Here is a 17,894-nt window from a genome sequence, read left to right as displayed (position 1 = left end):
CCCGCATCTCCGGTCATCGGAGGTCCAAATCGCCGCGGCGCAAGGACGTTCTTTACGCCGCCAGGTTTGCCGGTGTGCAACGCTGTGGGTTCCGCCATCGCCCGATTCCCCTGCTTGCATACGAATTATGTCGAAGCGCGATGCGCGCCGATCCCGCTCGCATAGTTCCTCACGACCCGCGTTCAGGAAGGTCGAAATTGAGCTGCAACATTCGCGCGATGTTTATCAGAATTGTCTCGCAGACCTTATCTTGATTAGGATCCAGATATTTGACAGTCCAGTTTGCCCCGTTCTCCTTGGTTTCGAGCCGCTGAATCACAAAATCAGTGACGTGCTCGCATCCCGGCTCCTTATGAAGATCCGCGAGGATCAATGCCTTAAGCTCCGAAGCCTCCTTTGTATGTCTTTGCATGATCGCTCTCCTTCCGGATGACAACTTTCTATGGATCGCTCAACTGCATAATCGTGATGTCCGTCATCCCAGGGCTGGTGTCATCGCACCAGTTCACCCAACCTAGCGGCAATGCCGCTGCTTGGTGTGTCAGAGTCTAGCCCCTCCACGAATTGCCCCTGTGGGTTCATGATGTAGATGTGGGTGCCGTGATCCATTAGGTAGTCGTCACCGCCCGCCTCGCCCCGGCGCGCCACACCATAGGCGCCATATGCCTCCGAAACCGCAGCAATCTGTTGCGGGCTGCCGGTCAGTCCCACGATGCGCGGATCGAACGCTGCGGTAAAGCTTCCCATCACCTCAGGCGTGTCGCGTTCGGGATCGACAGTGATGAAGAGCGGTTGCAGTTTTGCGGCGTCGGGGCCGAGTTCCTCAATCGCCGCGGCGATTGATGACAGCGTCGTCGGACAGATGTCGGGACAAGAAGTATAGCCGAAGAAAACCAGCAGCCATTTGCCGCGATAAGTCTCATCGGTGACCGTCGTGCCGTCCGGCGCCGTAAGCGTGAATGGGCCACCGACCGTCACAGGCGCCGTGTCGGCCCGCACGAGCGGTTGGCAGATCGACAGGGCCGCTGCGAATATAATGCAGAAGAGGGTATGCGGACCGTAGGCCCAGGGGCTGAGGAGTCCATGCCGCCGCTTCATCAAGTACCTCCGGCACTTCGAGAATGACGCACCAACCCCCGCGTGTGTTTGTGATTAACAAACTCGCCTAAACTATATCACTTTATCATGTTTTGTTGCTGAATGGCTAGACATGGTACTCGTTTAGCTCTATTTTTAAAAGTTGCCCCTCATCTCGCTAGAAGGAGGAGGCTTTTATGACCATTCGCGAATTGATGAGCGGGCTGGCGGCGATCGCTTTCCTTGCGATGGTGTCCGCGCATGCGCAAGCCTACGAAGTGGGTCCGGTCACTGGAGGCGGAACGATCGAGGGTACGATCGTCTACCGCGGCGACGTGCCGACAACAAAGATCATCCCCACCAAGGATATCGAGGTGTGCGGCGATCCCCGCGAGGAGCCGCTGATCGAAGTCGGCAGCGATCAGGCCGTGCTGAACGCGGCGGTGCAGCTGGTCGACGTGGCACAGGGAAAGGCCTGGCCGGAGCCCGGAAAGCCGCCTGAGCTCAACAACCTCAAATGTCGCTTTGAGCCCGCGGTTCAGATGATACCCGCCGGTTCGCTGGAGGTGGTCAACAGCGACCCAATGCTCCACAACACCCACGGGTATTATGGCAAGCGCACCGCCTTCAACCTGGCGCTGCCCAATAAGGGCCAGCGGATACCCGTCGAACTGAAGCGGGCCGGCACTGTCCGCGTCGACTGCGACGCGCATGGCTGGATGGAAGGGTGGGTCTATGTGGTAGACAATCCCTACTACGCTGTCACCGGCGCCGACGGCAAGTTCAGCATAACCGATGTTCCGCCTGGGGACTACAAGCTCGTGGCGATCCACCCCTTCACCGGGCCCATCGAGCAGACCGTAAAGGTAGAGGAGAATAAGGCCACCAGTCTGACGATTGAACTGAAAAAATAAGAAAATGGGCGACCCACTGATTCAATAGGGTCGCGCTCCTGCGAGAAGGCCGACGCTTTAAGAAACGGTCTGCACTGAGGAGGAACCCTGATGTCTGACGAGCTTGACCGCATTCGGCGCGAAATGCATGCGGTGCTGCAGCCGCCTGGAGTACGGCCCGACGACTCGCTCCAAATCACCCGCCGCACATTCATTCACAGATCGCTGCTGTTCGGCGCTGCTTCCGTCGGCCAGACGTTCGCGTGGTGGCCGCTGCTCAACACCATCGACGTCGCTCACGCCGCCGAAGCGCCCTTCAAGTTTGCCTGGATTTCGGACACCCATCTCTACGAGAGGTCCCTCAACACGCGCTTCGTCGACAAGGTGGTGCGCGCCGTACAAGAGGTCCAGGCCATGGATCCGCCGGCCGACTTCCTGATCTTCGGCGGCGACCTAGCCCAGCTCGGAAAGATCGAGGAACTTGAGCTTGGCGTTGAGCTCCTCAAGGATCTGAAGATCAAGAAGTACTACATCCCGGGCGAGCATGACTGGTATCTGGATATGGGCAAGAAGTGGGGCGAGTTGTTCGGCCAACCCAACTGGACCTTCGATCACAAAGGCGTGCGCTTCATCGGGCTCGATACGGTCAGCCGGGGACCGGACTACTGGACAGCGAAGAAGATGACGCCAGAGGAGCGCATGGGCCACATGGCTACCCTTGACGGCACGGTTGCCGGCGCGTGGGCCGGCGTCGGCCGCGAGCAACTCGACTGGATGCAGAAGACACTCGCCGACTGGGATAAGTCCAAGCCGATCGTCATCTTCAGCCACAATCCGCTGTACGAGTACTACCCGCCCTGGAATTTCTGGGTGCGCGACTGGCGCGAAGTGAATGACGTGCTGAAGCCTTATACCACGGTCACCAACATCCACGGTCACGTGCACCAGGTGCTCTACAACGAGATCGGCAGCATGCGCTCGATCGGCATGCTGGCGACCTCCTGGCCGTGGCCGTATGCGCCGGAAGGCGTGCCCAAGCTGACCAAGCCGATGATCCGTGTCGATCCTGGCGATCCCTTCGACGGGGTCGGTTGGGAAACCGTGAGCGTCAACGCCGACGACAAGGTCGATGTCGAGTACATCATGTGGGGGCGCAAGGAGGTGCTCGTCCAGTCGCCGGAGGACCACGACAAGAGCATTGAGGAGGTCATACAGCCACGCATCGCCGACAGACAGTACCCGTGGGAAAATCCATAAAAGGGGGTGGCTATGATAAACACATCGACATTCCTCTGCATTCTGAGGCGTTCCACCGTCGCCGGAGCAGTCGTCGCAGCTGCCGTCGTCATCGGCCCGGCCAGTGCCAACAAGGACCCGGTGACGCCAAAGCAGCTGAAGCTCTATCAAGAGGCGTTCATGGAGGAGGTCAGGAAGGGAGACCTCCTGTTCCACGGTGATGCGGCGATGGCGGAGCAGTTGGGCGTCAAGCTGTCGACCACCGGGTGGGCCTGCGCCATGTGCCATCCGATGGCCTCCGATACCCACCCGCATGCGTTCCCGAAGTTCCAGCAGTCGATGGCCAAATTCGCGACACTGCGCGACATGATCAACTGGTGCATCGAGAAACCGAACCAGGGTGAGAAGATCGATCCCGAATCGGAGGCGATGAAGGCGCTCGAGGCGTACATCACCTGGTCGAACACCGGCTCCGTGTTGGTGCCAGGCAAGTACTAGTCTCGTCGATAGCCGGGCACCGGCTTCACGGGAGCGCGAAGCGAGTCCCTCGGGAAGGGTGGGGTTGAAGCAGTGGTGCGGCCCGGGAACCGCGCGGGGAGGTCTATGCGTTGGCAGAGACGGGGATGGAGCTGCGCGGCAAGTTCGCGAATGTGGACCTGGATGCGCTGGTCGACAACCGGGTCGTGCGGACCTGGCTTTATTTCGGCATGTTCTGGCTGATGGTGACGCCATCCGTCGGCGTCCTGATCTCGAGCACCTTCAACTACCCCGACTATCTTGGATCGGGAAACCTCGAGCTCACCTTCGGCCGGCTGCGCCCCGTCCACGTCAACGGTGTCATCTTCGGCGCCTTCTCGACGCTTTTCATCGGCCTTTGCTATTATCTCGTGCCGCGTCTGTCGGGGGTGCGGGTGATATGGTCGGAGTGGTCGGTTCTTCTCGCATGGGTCTGGAACATCGCAACGCTTGCCGGTTTGGTCGGCTTGCTGTTCGGCGACAGTGACGGTTTGGAAGCCGGAGAGTTTCCGCTCTATGCGAAGGTCGCATTCTTCATCGTAGTGGCTGTTGCTACCGCGCAATTCCTGATCACGATCAGTCGAAGGCTCGAGCCGGCGATCTATGTCGCGCTATGGTACTTGATCGCCACTTTCGTGTGGACGACGATGAACTTCGTGCTTGGAAGCTTCATCCTGCCGTACACGATCTCGGGCATCAACAGCGCCGCCTTCCATGGCCTCTATCTCCACTACATCGTCGGCCTGTGGCTAACGCCCGCGGGCTACGTGATCATTTACTATTTCCTGCCAATCAGCGCGCGAAATCCGCTCTATGCCCATAAGCTCTCGCTGGTAGGCTTCTGGTCCCTGGCATTGTTTTACCCGTTCGTCGGCATCCACCATTACCTCTACAGCCCGATCGCGGACTGGGCCGAGACCTTGGCCGTCGTCACATCGATGCTGCTGATCATTCCGGTGTGGACGGTGCTGGTGAACTTCTTCGGCACCATGATGGGCAAGTGGCATGAGTTCGGCAGGAACTTGCCGGCGAAGTTCCTGATCATGGGCTCGCTCATGTATCTCGTCGGCTGCTTCCAGGGCTCGACCGAGGCGCTGCGGCAGCTGCAGCAGCCGACCCACTTCACCGATTTCGTCATCTCGCATTCGCATCTCACCGTGTTCGGCACCTTCGTCGTATGGGCGATGGGGGGCCTCGTCTATACTTGGCCGCGACTGTTCGGGCGCGAACTCTGGTCCTTCAAGCTCGGCAACTGGTCGTTCTGGCTGATCACCGTCGGCATCACGACCATGGGCCTGGTCCTCACAGCGGGCGGGCTGCAGCAGGGTTATCAATGGATGAATGGGGTCGAATGGCTCGACTCGCTCGTCTGGGTGAAGCCCTACTGGCTGGCGCGGACCCTGGCAGGCATCAGCATGGATATCGGGATGTCGCTGCTGGTGGTGAATCTGATGCTGACCGCACTGACCAGTCCGGCGGCTGAGGCGCGACGCGTCCGCGGGTCGGTCGAGGCGCCTACCCCGGCCCCGGCGGGAGGGCCTGCGCAGTGAACGTTCGCTTCTTCGCGCTGTTCGCCGGCGTCTTCTGCATCACCCTTGCGGTGATCACGCAGGGCGTGCTGCCCTTCGTGGAGCCGTCCTCGCGAACTACGCGCGTGACCTCGGTGGTGCGCACGGATTTCGGCCAGCTGAAATGGACGGTTTCAGAGGCGACGGACTACACCGAGCAGCAGCGTCGCGGCCGCAACATTTACCTGCGCGAAGGCTGCTGGTACTGCCATTCGCAATTCGTGCGGCCGGTGACCGGCGAGATCCGCCGCTGGGGACCGGTCAGCGAGGCGGGCGAATACGCCTATGACGTGCCGCACCTGTTAGGCACACGCCGGATCGGGCCGGACCTGACGCGCGTCGGCCTGAAATACAGCGACGAATGGCACCTGGCGCACTTCTACAATCCGCGGATGCTGGTGCCGGACTCGATAATGGCGCCGTATCGCGGTCTCTTCCACGAGCCCGATGCAGCCGTCCGTATCGTTGACGACGGCGCTGGCGGTCGGACCCTGGAAAGGACAGAGGTCACCGAAGGCCTTTTCGACTTCGACAGCCAGCAAGCGATCCAGCTGACGCCGAATGCGTACGGGTTGCTGTTCGTGCCGCTGAAGGCGCGCGAAAGAAAGCCGATCATCCTGACGCCGAATGATGAATACACAGGAGAAACCGTCAGCATCGCGGCGGAGACGGAATCGCTGGCGGCGCTCGTTTCCTACGTCCAGAAGCTCGGCACGAACCGGGGTAAATGGCGCGATCTTTTCGAGCCGCAAAGTCTGGAGGTCATGGATGCGACGATGCCGCGCTCCGAGGAATGGATTGCCTATGGCAAGGAAGTCTATGAGCGCCGCTGCATCGGTTGCCACGGTGCCAAAGGCGACGGCAACGGGCCGGCCGCCACCTTTATGTTTAACCAGCGGCCCAGGGACTTCACGTCCGCAGTCTTCAAATTTAGGTTGACAAAGGAGCCCCTGCCCACGGACGGGGACATGCTGCGCACCATTACTCGCGGCATCCGCGGCACGGCAATGCCCCCTTGGTACGAACTGCCGCTCAACGATCGGCTGGCGGTGATCCAGTACATCAAGTATGAGCTGGCGGTTGACCGTTCCGACCCCGCCAGTCCTTACGCTTTCTTCGTCGAGGAGCCGCCTGGCCCACCGTTGTATATCGGGCGCCCGCCGACCCCGTCCCAGACGATGCTGGACCGTGGCAAGGAGGTTTGGCAGGTGGCGAAGTGCTGGGAATGCCACGGCCAAGGCGGCAAGGGCGACGGCGAGAAGGCTGCCGGCCTCAAGGATGATATCGGGTTCGCCACCCCGCCGGCCGACCTCACCAGCGGCCAGTTCAAGTCTGGCCCGGCCGTCGAAGACATCTTCCGGACGATAACTACCGGCCTCAGCGGCACGCCGATGCCGTCCTATCGGGATTCCTTTCCGGACGAGGACCGATGGGCACTTTCCTATTTCGTGGTGGCGCTTTCCGCCTATAAAGACCCGCTCTCGCTGCAGCCGCTGTCGATCAAGCAGGAGGCCCGCGCGGCGCTGAACGATCTGGAACTGGTCGCTGACAAGCCTGAGCGAGCCTATGTGCCCGATCCGTCGGTGCCGGCGTCCGGCCCGCCAGCGCCGCCTGGCGAGAAACAAGCACCCGCAGGAGGTTAGCGCATGCTCGGTTTTGAAGTCACCGGACCGTATGCGGGCGCCATGATGATGAGCCTGGCGGCCCTGTTCTTGTTCATCTGGGGCGTCCTATCCGGCGCGTTGAGCGGCACCGACAAAGCCGCCAACGGGTTTTTTGAAAGGGAGATGGAGAATGAGCGATCTGCAGAGCAGCGATCCGGAGAGCCCGACGCACCCTGAACTGGATGTACGTCAAAGCTCGCACCCTGAACTAGAGGACTATGCCGGCGGCCTGATACAGGCGCGTGTGGGCTTCATTCCGCTATGGCTTCTCGTCGTTTACGTGCTGCTGTTCGCCTGGGGGCTGTATTACATGTATGTTTATTGGGGCGGGCTCGGCCCCGGCCGTCTGTTCTAAGAAGACTGTCGCAAGAGCTGGTAAGGCAGGAGTGATGGAGATGTTGGTAGCCAAAATTCTCCTTGGGGTCGCCGCATTGAACCTCCTTTTCCTGGCTTTCGAGGTGGCGGTAAACGTGCTTCGTCTTTATTTCGGCTGACATAGGAGCAGCGGATGCTACAGGACACGGTTTTCAAGCTCGCTGACGCCGGCTTGCCACAGATGCTCGGCTTCCTCATCTATGGCGGCTGCACCGTCGGCTTTATCATCTTTCTTGTCTATCTTGTGCGGCAATAGCGACGCGGACGCGGCGAAAACGCCAATGATCTACTACCTCGTGATCTTCGCCGCTGGATTTGCAGGCAGCTTTCATTGCATCGGCATGTGCGGCGGCTTTGCCTGCGCGCTGGGCCGCGATCAGCGAGGCGGAGGCGCAACCGTCCTTCGCCACCTGCTCTATAATACCGGCCGATTGACAACCTATTGCTTTCTGGGCGGGCTCGCGGGTGCGATCGGTCAGGTCATCTGCACCACGCAAGGTCTAACGGCGGCGCCGCTCTTGAACGGCTCTCTCGACACCGCCCAACGAATTCTCGCGATCGTCGCTGGCCTGCTCATGATTGCCATGGCATTGCAGTTCTTCGGCTGGCTGCAGGTCTTTCATCGCCTTGCGATCGGATTTGGCGGCAGCACATTTGCATTGTCCCTGCGCGGTCTGTTGACTGCCCGGAGCAGCGCCGCGCCGCTTGCCTTTGGCGTTTTCAACGGCTTCCTGCCATGTCCCCTGGTCTATGCCTTCGCCGCCCAGGCGGCGAGCACCGCCGGAGCGCTTCCCGGGTTTCTCGTCATGGCATGGTTCGGACTGGGAACCTTCCCCGCGATGTTGATGATGGGCGGCGTTGGCCGGATACTCGGGCCAGCCTGGCGGCGGCGCGGCGTGCGGCTGGCTGGTGGCTTTATTCTTTTGCTCGGTCTCATCACGCTCGGCCGTGGTCTCCTGCCTTCCGGTGCGCATATCGGCCTTGCCTGGCTGGGCGGACATCCCGCATGACTGCGCATGGCGATCTCCTCTGTAGCCATTGTTCGCTGCCCGTCGGCCTGCGCCCGATGGAGCGCAGGCTCAACGGTGAGGCTTGCGCGTTCTGCTGCTACGGCTGTTGCATCGCCTTTCAGGTGAAGAGCGGCAGACGCGAAGAGTGGGAAGCGGCCTGGCTTCTGATCCAGCTCGGCGTGGGAGGCTTTCTCTCCATGAATATCATGATGTTCAGCCTCCTCCTCTATTCGGACGCGTTCACCGGCGTCGATGCGGGCGTGCTGCCGTGGATTCACCTTTTGCTCTGGATCTTCGCGACGCCGGCGGTGGTGATTCTCGGCGGACCCTATCTGCGCGAAATGTGGCTCAATGGCATTCAGGGACGGGTGACGTCGTCGGCACTCATCGTGCTTGGCGTCGCTGCCGCTTACCTCTATTCAGCATTTGCCGTGTTCGAGGGCAGCACGCATGTCTATTTCGACACCGCCGTGATGGTGCTGATGCTGTTCACCGTTGGCCGCTATCTCGAGGCTGTTGGCCGCGCCAGGGCGGCGCGCGACCTCGAACCTCTTCTGGCTGCAGAAAGCGAGAGCGCGACCGTGGTCGATGGCGCGGCAGAGATCCGCCGTCCGGTGCGAGAGGTATCGGCCGGCATGCTGGTGCGGGTCCGGCCAGGCGAGCGCATTCCGGTCGACGGCGTGGTTGTCGAGGGGGAATCGAACACCGATGAAGCCGTGATTACCGGAGAAAGCCGGCAAGTGACCAAGGGCGCCGGCTCCATGGTGATTGCCGGCAGTATCAATATCGACGGCCCGCTCCTGATCCAAAGCAGCGGTGACGGAACTGCAACCCGCTGGGCACAGATTTGCCGATCGGTGCGCGAAGCGTTGGGCCGTCGCAGTCCAACCCAGCGCCTTGCCGATCGCGTCGTTGGCGTGTCCGTGCCGCTCGTCCTCGCCCTCGGCGGGCTGACGATCGTTTACTGGGCGCAGTCATTGCCGTTCGATCGGGCGTTGCTGATTGGCCTCTCGGTACTGGTGGTTGCCTGTCCTTGTGCCGTCGGCCTCGCTGCTCCGATGGCGGCATCACTCGGCATCGGCCGGTTGGCACGGCACGGCTGCCTTGTCCGCGACCCCGGCGTGCTTGAGACCCTCGCGCGTGTCCGGTTGCTCGCCTTCGACAAGACCGGCACTCTGACGGCGGGCAAAGCGCGTCTCGTCGGCGTCGACTGCCAGGAGGTCGGCATCGACGAAGTGCTGGCGCGCGCCGCCGGTCTGGAGCGACTTTCCGAGCATGGTCTGGCGCGGGCCATCGCGGCAGCCGCCGCTCAGCGCGGCATCACGCCGCTCGTCACCCGCGATGTCCGGGCGGTTCCCGGCCGTGGCGTCCGCGGCAGCGCCGAAGGCCGGCCCGTAGCGGCAGGGAACGGCAGATTGATGAATGATCTGGGCTGGCCGCTTCCCCCGTCGCTGACTGAGCGTGCGCGGTCGCTGGAGGCGAGCGGTTATTCGGTGGTCTATGTCGGTTGGGGCGAGCAGGTTCACGCCGTGCTGTCGCTCGATGATTCACCGCTTCCCGAGGCGCATGCCGCGATCGCGGCCCTGCGTGGGCGCGGGCTCGACGCCACGCTGTTGACCGGCGACTTGGCGCAAGCGGCGGAGCGGATCGCGGCTCTGGTCGGGATCAAGGACGTCCAAGCGGGCCTTTCGCCGGAGGCCAAACGGCTGGCCCTGGATCGGCTCCGCCATGACCACGGTTCGGTGGCGATGGTCGGCGATGGACTGAATGACGGGCCGGTCCTGGCCGCCGCAGATGTCGGTATTGCCGTCGGCTCCGCCACCGATCTCGCCCGCGAGACTGCAGCGCTCGTGCTCCCTGCGGACGGATTGTGGATGCTGCCCTGGATCGTCGACGTGGCCCGTGCGGTCCGCAGGACCATCTTGACCAACCTTATGTGGGCGTTCGGCTACAACCTCGTCGCCCTGACGTTCGCAACATTCGGACTTCTGCAGCCAATCCTTGCGGCGGCGGTCATGGCCGGCTCGAGCATTCTCGTGGTGGTGAATTCGCTGCGGCTGGAGCGGCTGCCCGATCCTGTTCCAGCGCTGATCCCGGAGCAACGATCCGGCACCAAGTCGCAGCGTACCCACGATGGCGCCGGCATTTCCGCAATGGCCGGCCCGGCCGTCGAGCGGAGTTGAGTTTCGTTTCAGCCAAACACGTCGTGCGTGAAGGCGTCATACCAGCCTTCCGCCGCGCGCGCAGCCTGCCGGCGGACCTCGGAGCTTTCCTCGACCTTGCTGACGAAGCTGATGACGCTCTTGAGCTTCCCGTCGACGGGCTTGAAGCTGATGGCGTTGCTGAACGCATCGTCGGGGGCGAGATAGGTGTAGCAGGTGTTGAACAAATGCGCCGGGAAACGCGCTGATCCAGTGAGATCGGCCGCGATGGCAAAGGCGCAGGCTTTGGCCTGGCTGTTGGCGCAGAAGGCGGATTTCGGCATATCCCCGCCGATGATCGCGTCACCGACCAGATGGACGCCGGGCTGCAGCGCCGATTCGAAGGTGACCGGATCGACCGGACACCAGCCCGACCGATTGGCGAGCCCCGCCTGCTGCGCCAAGCGCCCGGCCATTTGCGCCGGGATGACATTGGCCACCGCGGCCTTGAATGTAGCTCCCGCGGTGATCACCGACCGGGTCTTCGCGTCGATTGCCGTGACCCCGCCGGTGAACTGAGCCGGTAGCCATTCGATCATTCCCGGATAGTGGCGGTTCCAAGCGTCCTGGAACAGGTCCTGCGCGTTGAAGCTGTCTTTGGCATCGAGGATCAGAATTTTGGCCTTGGGTTTGCGGCGCTGGAAATAGGATGCGACGAGGGAAGCGCGCTCGTAGGGGGCGGGCGGGCAGCGAAACGGATTCGGCGGAGCAACGAGCACGAACAGCCCGCCGTCCTCCATGCTTTCCAGTTGCCGGCGCAGCAGCTTGCTTTGCGGTCCTGCATTCCAGGCGTGCGGCATGATCTCCATCGCCGCTTCGTCATAGCCCTTAAGCGCCCGATCCCTGAATGCGATGCCTGGCGCGACAACGAGACGGTCGTAGCTGAGCTTTGAACCGTTGTTGAGCGCAACGGTTTTCGCCGCCGGGTGAATCGCCGCGGCGGACTCATGAATGACGATGATACCATTTTGTTTTGCCAGCGCTTCATAACCATGACTGAGCGATTCGAACGGGCGCAGCCCGGCGAGATAGAGATTGCTGAAGAAACAGGTCGCGTAGCTCTGCCGCGGTTCAACCAGGGTCACCTCGATAGCCGTGGCGCTGGCGGCGAGATATCTGGCGACCGTTGCGCCGCCGATGCCGCCGCCGATCACGACGACACGCGCCTTGGCCTGGCCCCGCGCCTTCGGCTGGTTGAGCGCCGTTAACAACGCTGCTCCGGTGAGGCGGCCGAACTCGCGACGAGTCCAGGATTTCATCGCGGGTTACTTCCCTGCGCTGCGACATAGCGCGCGACGCTCGCGATCTCCTCGTCGCTGAGCGACAGCGCGATAACGTGCATGATGTGATTTGGACTCTCGCTCGCCCGGTAGGCAAGCAGGGCGTTGGTAAGCCTCTCCTCACCAAGCCCGATGATGCTGGGAATGCCTGTGCCGCCGCCATCGAGACGATGGCAGGACGCACAGATTGCGGCGAGTTGAGCGCCTTGATCGGGCCCCGCCGCCGCGCCGGATTGGCTGAAGAGCAGCACGAGGCCCGTGGCAATCGCAGATCTCGCGACGGGGCGCATGCTGAATACCCGTCTGTTTCGCAGTTTTCCGGTCACGCTCCCACTCAACTTGTCACGCTATAATTCGCGCAGCTCGATTGCGTCGACACCTCAACCGACCGTGAACTGGTGCGACAACATATAGACGCCACCCCCGTCTTCTTCCCAGACAAAATCGAGCCGGCCGCTCTCCGTCGCGCGCAAGGAAAATTCGAAGAACGGGTTGGCCGAAATCGCCTCGTGAAGATCGACACTGAACACCACAGTTTCGTTGTAGCGACAGACAAACTTGTTGATGATCTTGCGCGGGATTACATTGCCTTGATCATCATGGCGTAGCCCCGTTTCCATCTCATGGCTGATAATGGTCTTGACCTGAAAAATCTCCCCCTTCGCCGCAGCGTTTGGCACGATCACGCGTGGTGTCGCGGTGGTCACAGTCTCTCTCCGATCCTCAGGCACAGCCATCCGTGGCGACACGGACCCACGTCGTGGTCATCAGCAAAATGCCGTCATTCATTTCAGCGACAGCGACGACGTGTTGCGGTTTGGCAAGCCGGATGCGCGTCGACACGCGGGGCAGACTGCGTTGCGGGACGAAGTGGAAACTGGCCACTTCGATGAGCGGGTTCCGCGGCGCGAACACGCGCATCTGCCTTACATGGTCGGCCTCGGTCATGGGGCTGTCGATGTAAAGAGTCATGGGCACGGTGTAGCCGGTCGGGAAGTCCGTCGGCATTATCAGGTGAAGGCGATCCGACACCGTGGCCGTCCGTCCGGTGAGCTGCTCGATGAGATCCAACGCTTCATCGTTCGCACGCGCGCTCCGCGGCGAGAAGAGCGCGACCCCGGCAAACCCCACACTCCCGGCGATCAACACATCGCGGCGCGTCAAGCTCATCGTCCCGGTCTCCAAACCCTCCCACCTCTTTAGGCCACTCTAAGAACGCATCGGCGGCGGCAGGCGGCGCACTCGGACACATCAGTGCGGCAGCTTCTACCAAATTTAGCACCGACAACCGCTGGGAGCAATCTCGCGGAAGTGCCCATGGCCGCCCTTTAAACCAATGCATTCTGTTTTACCGGCCGTTGGGAGCACGCCGGCGGATTCTGCGGCTACCCAACTTCGGTCGCCGCCCTGATCGCTGGAGGCGTTATTGCGGCACCGCTGTCGGGATAGATGGTCAAGGCATTGCGGGAAAGGACGCTCTTGGGCTGTCGGATCTCTGATCACACTCTTGGCCGGCTATCAGATGCTCGAATTAACTGGAGCGCTCGAACCGCGCCAGCGCAATGTCTGATTTACAAGCCTCCGCGACATTCATGATAAGGCTGAAAAAGGACGGGTTAGGGTGTGGGAAGCGGTCGTTGGTCTCGTCCCAACGAGCAAGTAGCGCCCCTGAGCTGACCCATCCGGGCCGGACCCCGGGGCAGTCTCGCGTGCCGCCCGATAACTCGCGAGGCTAAGCCCAGAACGCATGCCAGGCGTAGAGGTCGTAGAAGTGCTCCCGGCCGTCAATCACCTTGCCATTCTTGATGTCGAAGACAATGCAACAGAGCACATCCAGCCGTTTGCCGTTGCGCTCCCCGGTATTGCGATGGACGCCGACCACGCGTCCGTCCTCGCTCGCCATCACGGGCTTGCCGCGTCCAACGGCGAGGCGCGGCGACACATCCAGGGCGGCGCCGTGCGGCTGAACGACCAGTCCGTGTCCGACGATCGCCGGTTGGTGACGCTTGAGGATCTAGGTCCGGAACAGGTCGTAAAGCTGTCGCTCGGCAAGAAAAAACACGTTCTGGTGCGGCCGGTCTGACCGGCCGGCTCGGACGCGCCATGTGTGGACGTTCCAGCGCGCGTATCGAACTCGCACTTTGCTACCAAAAGTTGCGCGGAACAAGCCCGAGCAACGTTGTTGCTTTCGGAGTTCACACCGGCTGCGTCGGGACCGTGGGAGCAGCCTCCAATTCGTTAAACCGCCCGTGGACTTCGATATCATCAAGAAGTCCCATCCACAGCGACACACATAACCCAACCATCACGAGGAGGAACGGCGCGGCCGCGACGATGGATGCAGTCTGGAGCCCAGCCAAGCCACCCATCACCAGCAACACACAAGCAGAGGCTCCGGCCAAAATGCCCCACAGAACCACGATCCCGGACCTTGGGTGAAGAGTTCCGCGCGAAGAGAGCATTCCCATGACAACGGAAGCCGCGTCAGCTCCCGACACGAAGAATATTGCAACCAGGAACATCGCAAGGGTCGATGTCAGCGTGGTGGCCGGATATTGGGCAAGAAGCGCGAACAGCGATACTGGAGCGCCCTTTTCGTTGACGGCTTCGACAAGTCCGCCCAATCCCATCAGTTCGGAGTGAAGTGCAGTTCCGCCCATGACGGTGAACCAAAAGAAGGTTACAGCGCTGGGGATGAGCAACACGCCAACGATAAACTCGCGGATTGTGCGGCCCCGAGAGATCCGAGCTATGAAAACGCCGACAAAGGGAGCCCAGGATATCCACCAGGCCCAATAGAAGATGGTCCAGCTGCCAAGCCACTTTCCGTCGCTGAATGCTGCCGTGCGAAACGACATCGAGACCAGGTCGCTGAGGTAGTAGCCAAGCGATTCGATCAGCGTGTCGAATATGAACACGGTCGGTCCAATGATCGCCAGAAAGAGCAGGAGCAGCAGAGCAATGACCATGTTCAGGTTGCTCAGGAATTGCACGCCCTTGCCAACCCCGGAAACCGCCGACAGGATGAATAGAACGGTCAATGCCGCGATAATCGTCAGTGCAATTGTTGCGGACTCGCCGGTATTCCAGAGGAAGTTCATCCCGCTGTTGATCTGCTGAGCGCCAAGTCCCAACGAAGTGGCCGTTCCAAACAGTGTCGCGATGATTGCGAGGACGTCGATCGCCCGGCCGATCGGGCCGTGGATGCGGTTACCGAGCAGAGGCTGGAAGGCACTCGACATCAAAGTCGGCAGGTTGCGCCTGTAACTGAAGTACGCAAGCGCCAATCCAACAACCGCGTAGATCGCCCACGGGTGCAGCGCCCAATGGAAATAGGCGTATTGCATTGCCACGACCGCGGCCTCCCTTGACTGCGGCTCCGCCATTCCGTGCGGTGGCGCGCCAAAATGGAAGACCGGTTCGGCCACTCCCCAAAACATCAGGCCGATGCCCATCCCGACGCTGAACATCATGCAGACCCATGACACGGTCGAAAATTCAGGCTTTTCGTCATCTCGCCCGAGCTTGATCTTGCCGAACCTGCCAACCGCCAGGAAAACAGCCAACATCAGGAAGAACGCCGTCGAAACGACAAACATCCAGCCGAATGTCTTGATGATCGTATTCAAGGTCGCTGTCGCCACTGTGGCGAGACTGTCAGGAGCGAGGCCGCCCCAAAGCACAAAGCCGCCAGCTATGATGACAGCCGGCCAAAATACGCCGGAGTCTACACTCCGGGTGCCTGTTATGGACATCCGCTCACTCCCATTTTTGCGTGGAACATCGTGCGCGGCCGGCTTTTCAAGCATTTTCTGGCTGGAACGACAGAGCGGTTCGCGTGGTAAAACTGATTGAATGACGCTGCGTTAGCTGGCTCAATCGCGACTTCGTTGCGACCCAGTTCCGACACATTCGAAAGTACGTCGGCCGCGCTTCGACTACATCGACCATCGCGCAGCAGCTGCTTAGTGCGGAGGAACCCGCCCTTGCCGGAGAGCGGCAGTCCATCCCGCATGGTCATAGGGCGTGCCCTGGAAGGCGGTGCCGATGCGCGGGCCGCGCAGCACGCCATTAGCCCGCTTCAGATAGCCGGCGCCCTTGATCAGCCACATGCCCAAATTGCTGGATTTGGCAGCCCAGGAAGGATAGGCTTGGTTTTTGGTTCAGGCGATGGAACAGAGACTAGCCGCAATTCTGGCTGCCGATATGGCGGGCTACAGTCGGCTAATGGAGGCCGACGAATCCGGCACGCTCGCACGCCTTCGGACCCATCGCATAGAACTGGTCGATCCCGCCATCGCGAAGAACAAGGGCCGGATCATCAAGACCACCGGAGACGGCATGCTCGTTGAGTTCCAGAGCGTGACCGATGCCGTGAAATGCGCCGTGGAAATCCAACAGCGCATGAAACGGCGCAATTCGGATGTGCCGCAAGAACGGCGTATCGAATTCAGGATCGGCATAAATCTCGGCGACATCATTTTCGACGATGAGGACATTTTTGGCGACGGCGTCAACATTGCCTCGCGCATCGAGCAACTCGCCGACGTCGGCGGTATCTGCGTGACCGCAGCGGTGGCGACCCAAATTGCCGACCGTCTCGAAATTGCCATGGAGGATTTGGGCGAGAAGACGTTAAAGAACATCAGCCGCCCGGTTCGCCTCTATCGCGTTGGGTTTGACAGTCATGTCCTGCCAGAAGTCGAGGCAAAGCGATCCATCTCGAAACCTTCGATAGTGGTGCTGCCATTCAACAACATGAGCGGCGACCCCGAGCAGGAATTTTTCGCGGACGGACTGACCGAGGACATCATCACCGAACTGTCCCGCCATCATGAACTGTTCGTCATCTCGCGCAATTCCAGCTTCGTCTACAAGAACCGCGCCGTGAATGTGCGCGAGGTGGCCGAGAAACTCGACGTCCAATACCTGGTGGAGGGAAGCGTTCGCAAGATCGGCAACAGGGTGCGCGTGACGGTTCAGCTCATCGACACGGCGAATGACGCTCATATTTGGGCAGACAAATATGACCGGAAGCTGGACGACATATTCGCGATTCAGGATGAGGTAACCGCGGCGATCGCAGCCACGCTGCCCGGTCGTGTCGAGGCGGCTCAGCGGGACCAGCTCGCGCGGGCGAAACCTGCAAACATGGCCGCGTATGAATGTGTTCTTGCTGCCAAGGTGCTGCATCACCGAGGCACGATTGAGGATAATGAACGCGCGCAAACCTTGATAGGCAGGGCCGTCGCGCTCGACCCCGATTATGCCCATGCCCATGCCTGGCGCGCCTGCATTCTTGGCCAGGCCTGGGTCCATAACTGGTGCAAAGACAGGGATGCCGTCTGGAACGACATCTTGGCAGCGCTGGACAGGGCGCTGGCGCTGGACGACAACGATGCCGATGTCCACCGCATCCTCGCCGCCGTGAACGTGAACAACAATGAGCTGACCACAGCGCGCTACCATCAAGAGCGCGCCCTCGCCCTCAATCCCAACTACGACCTCGTGGTGGTGCAGCAAGGCGAGTTGTTGACGTGGCTGGGAAGGCCGGAAGAGGGAATTGAATGGATCCGCAAGGCAATGCAGTTGAACCCGCACCACCCGGAGAGGTTCTGGAGCCATCTGGGAAAGGCGCATTTCGCCGCGCGCCAGTATGGCGAGGCGATCGAAGCTTTCATGCATTTGTCAACCATGGACTCGGTTCAGCACGCTTTCGCCGCTGCCTGCTACGGCTGGCTCGGCGACGAAATCGCGGCCGCGGCGCATCTGCGCAAGATCAAAACGCTCGATCCCCAGTTCGACCTCGATTCATTTATCGCCACCCTGCACTATGCCCAGAAGTCTGATGTGCAGCACGTCCGCGAGGGACTGCTGAAAGCCGGTATTGCCAACCTGTAGCCAGCCGGTGACTACGAACCGGATCCAATCGGGGACAGGCAAAAAGACCGGCCCCCACCCAAGGACGAAGCCGGGCGCGCGGGGCGGGGGGGGGGGGGGCCCCGGGGCCCGGGGGGGGGGGGGGGGGTGGGCCGGGGGCGCCCCCCAGACCCCCCATGAAAAAAACGGTGGGA

General features: G+C 61.2%; 20 protein-coding genes and 1 pseudogene. 13 read left to right on the top strand and 8 right to left on the bottom strand.

Annotation, left to right across the window (positions count from 1 at the left end; translation table 11 throughout):
• Positions 1-169: 169 nt before the first annotated feature.
• Both AC0L2K_RS19505 and AC0L2K_RS19500 read right to left on the bottom strand, forming a co-directional pair.
• Positions 170-412: a hypothetical protein gene (locus AC0L2K_RS19505; RefSeq protein ID WP_027154144.1), complete on the bottom strand. Its 243-nt coding sequence runs from the start codon at positions 410-412 to the stop codon at positions 170-172.
• Positions 413-492: 80 nt separating this feature from the next.
• Positions 493-1,098: an SCO family protein gene (locus tag AC0L2K_RS19500; protein WP_128168435.1), complete on the bottom strand. Its 606-nt coding sequence runs from the start codon at positions 1,096-1,098 to the stop codon at positions 493-495.
• Positions 1,099-1,292: 194 nt separating this feature from the next.
• Between AC0L2K_RS19500 and AC0L2K_RS19495 the strand changes: the two genes are divergently transcribed.
• The 10 genes from AC0L2K_RS19495 to AC0L2K_RS19450 all read left to right on the top strand — a co-directional run bounded on the left by AC0L2K_RS19495 (position 1,293) and on the right by AC0L2K_RS19450 (position 10,522).
• Positions 1,293-1,991, top strand: a complete 699-nt coding sequence (locus tag AC0L2K_RS19495) for a hypothetical protein (protein ID WP_473532144.1) — start codon at positions 1,293-1,295, stop codon at positions 1,989-1,991.
• 90 nt (positions 1,992-2,081) lie between these two features.
• Entirely contained in the window at positions 2,082-3,227 is a 1,146-nt protein-coding gene (locus AC0L2K_RS19490) for a metallophosphoesterase family protein (RefSeq protein WP_473532078.1), read from the top strand.
• A gap of 12 nt (positions 3,228-3,239) precedes the next feature.
• Positions 3,240-3,704 (top strand): c-type cytochrome, encoded by a 465-nt coding sequence (locus AC0L2K_RS19485; RefSeq protein WP_128168433.1) that lies wholly within the window; start codon positions 3,240-3,242, stop codon positions 3,702-3,704.
• Positions 3,705-3,829: 125 nt separating this feature from the next.
• On the top strand, positions 3,830-5,272 hold the full coding sequence (locus AC0L2K_RS19480; protein ID WP_363216559.1) for a cbb3-type cytochrome c oxidase subunit I: 1,443 nt from the start codon (positions 3,830-3,832) through the stop codon (positions 5,270-5,272).
• Entirely contained in the window at positions 5,269-6,933 is a 1,665-nt protein-coding gene (locus AC0L2K_RS19475) for a cbb3-type cytochrome c oxidase subunit II (protein ID WP_473523577.1), read from the top strand. Before AC0L2K_RS19480 ends, AC0L2K_RS19475 begins: the two co-directional genes overlap by 4 nt.
• 3 nt (positions 6,934-6,936) lie before the next feature.
• The gene (locus tag AC0L2K_RS19470) at positions 6,937-7,131 is read left to right on the top strand and encodes a hypothetical protein (protein WP_084833660.1); all 195 of its coding nucleotides are present in this window, start codon (positions 6,937-6,939) and stop codon (positions 7,129-7,131) included.
• Positions 7,085-7,309 carry a hypothetical protein gene (locus AC0L2K_RS19465; RefSeq protein ID WP_023718671.1) on the top strand — a complete coding sequence of 75 codons (225 nt, stop codon included), beginning with the start codon at positions 7,085-7,087 and terminating at the stop codon, positions 7,307-7,309. Before AC0L2K_RS19470 ends, AC0L2K_RS19465 begins: the two co-directional genes overlap by 47 nt.
• A gap of 153 nt (positions 7,310-7,462) precedes the next feature.
• Positions 7,463-7,585 (top strand): hypothetical protein, encoded by a 123-nt coding sequence (locus AC0L2K_RS19460; RefSeq protein ID WP_023798301.1) that lies wholly within the window; start codon positions 7,463-7,465, stop codon positions 7,583-7,585.
• Positions 7,586-7,610: 25 nt separating this feature from the next.
• Positions 7,611-8,339, top strand: coding sequence for a sulfite exporter TauE/SafE family protein (locus tag AC0L2K_RS19455; protein WP_287228901.1), 729 nt, complete (start codon positions 7,611-7,613; stop codon positions 8,337-8,339).
• 56 nt (positions 8,340-8,395) lie between these two features.
• Entirely contained in the window at positions 8,396-10,522 is a 2,127-nt protein-coding gene (locus AC0L2K_RS19450) for a heavy metal translocating P-type ATPase (RefSeq protein WP_473523656.1), read from the top strand.
• A gap of 8 nt (positions 10,523-10,530) precedes the next feature.
• On the opposite strand, the gene AC0L2K_RS19445 is transcribed toward AC0L2K_RS19450, so the two are convergent.
• From AC0L2K_RS19445 to AC0L2K_RS19430, 4 genes are read right to left on the bottom strand one after another with little or no spacing between them, the layout of a single operon-like run.
• A complete protein-coding gene (locus tag AC0L2K_RS19445; RefSeq protein ID WP_128182110.1) occupies positions 10,531-11,799 on the bottom strand; it encodes an NAD(P)/FAD-dependent oxidoreductase in 1,269 nt (422 codons plus the stop codon).
• Positions 11,796-12,146: a c-type cytochrome gene (locus AC0L2K_RS19440; protein ID WP_236389845.1), complete on the bottom strand. Its 351-nt coding sequence runs from the start codon at positions 12,144-12,146 to the stop codon at positions 11,796-11,798. The genes AC0L2K_RS19445 and AC0L2K_RS19440 overlap by 4 nt, the downstream gene beginning before the upstream one ends.
• A gap of 54 nt (positions 12,147-12,200) precedes the next feature.
• Positions 12,201-12,527, bottom strand: a complete 327-nt coding sequence (gene soxZ, locus AC0L2K_RS19435) for a thiosulfate oxidation carrier complex protein SoxZ (protein WP_287237484.1) — start codon at positions 12,525-12,527, stop codon at positions 12,201-12,203.
• Between the two features lie 16 nt (positions 12,528-12,543).
• On the bottom strand, positions 12,544-12,990 hold the full coding sequence (locus AC0L2K_RS19430) for a thiosulfate oxidation carrier protein SoxY (protein WP_473523578.1): 447 nt from the start codon (positions 12,988-12,990) through the stop codon (positions 12,544-12,546).
• A gap of 168 nt (positions 12,991-13,158) precedes the next feature.
• On the opposite strand from AC0L2K_RS19430, the pseudogene AC0L2K_RS19425 reads away from it, so the two are divergent.
• Together AC0L2K_RS19425 and AC0L2K_RS19420 are read left to right on the top strand one after the other, a co-directional pair.
• Positions 13,159-13,390: pseudogene (locus AC0L2K_RS19425) on the top strand (sulfite exporter TauE/SafE family protein); the annotation flags it as partial.
• 177 nt (positions 13,391-13,567) lie between these two features.
• On the top strand, positions 13,568-13,903 hold the full coding sequence (locus tag AC0L2K_RS19420) for a hypothetical protein (RefSeq protein WP_473523579.1): 336 nt from the start codon (positions 13,568-13,570) through the stop codon (positions 13,901-13,903).
• Between the two features lie 112 nt (positions 13,904-14,015).
• Here the strand turns inward: AC0L2K_RS19420 and AC0L2K_RS19415 are convergent, their stop codons facing one another.
• Positions 14,016-15,575, bottom strand: a complete 1,560-nt coding sequence (locus tag AC0L2K_RS19415) for a BCCT family transporter (protein WP_473523580.1) — start codon at positions 15,573-15,575, stop codon at positions 14,016-14,018.
• Positions 15,576-15,785: 210 nt separating this feature from the next.
• Positions 15,786-15,932: a hypothetical protein gene (locus AC0L2K_RS19410; protein ID WP_287237477.1), complete on the bottom strand. Its 147-nt coding sequence runs from the start codon at positions 15,930-15,932 to the stop codon at positions 15,786-15,788.
• A 58-nt stretch (positions 15,933-15,990) separates the two neighbouring features.
• Between AC0L2K_RS19410 and AC0L2K_RS19405 the strand changes: the two genes are divergently transcribed.
• Complete coding sequence (locus AC0L2K_RS19405; RefSeq protein ID WP_023798310.1) at positions 15,991-17,721, top strand: adenylate/guanylate cyclase domain-containing protein; 1,731 nt, start codon at positions 15,991-15,993, stop codon at positions 17,719-17,721.
• Positions 17,722-17,894: the final 173 nt, after the last annotated feature.

The organism is Mesorhizobium sp. WSM4817 (genome assembly GCF_055811135.1).
The sequence above is the reverse complement of the archived record's forward strand: the minus strand, read 5'-3'. Positions and strand labels throughout refer to the sequence as shown.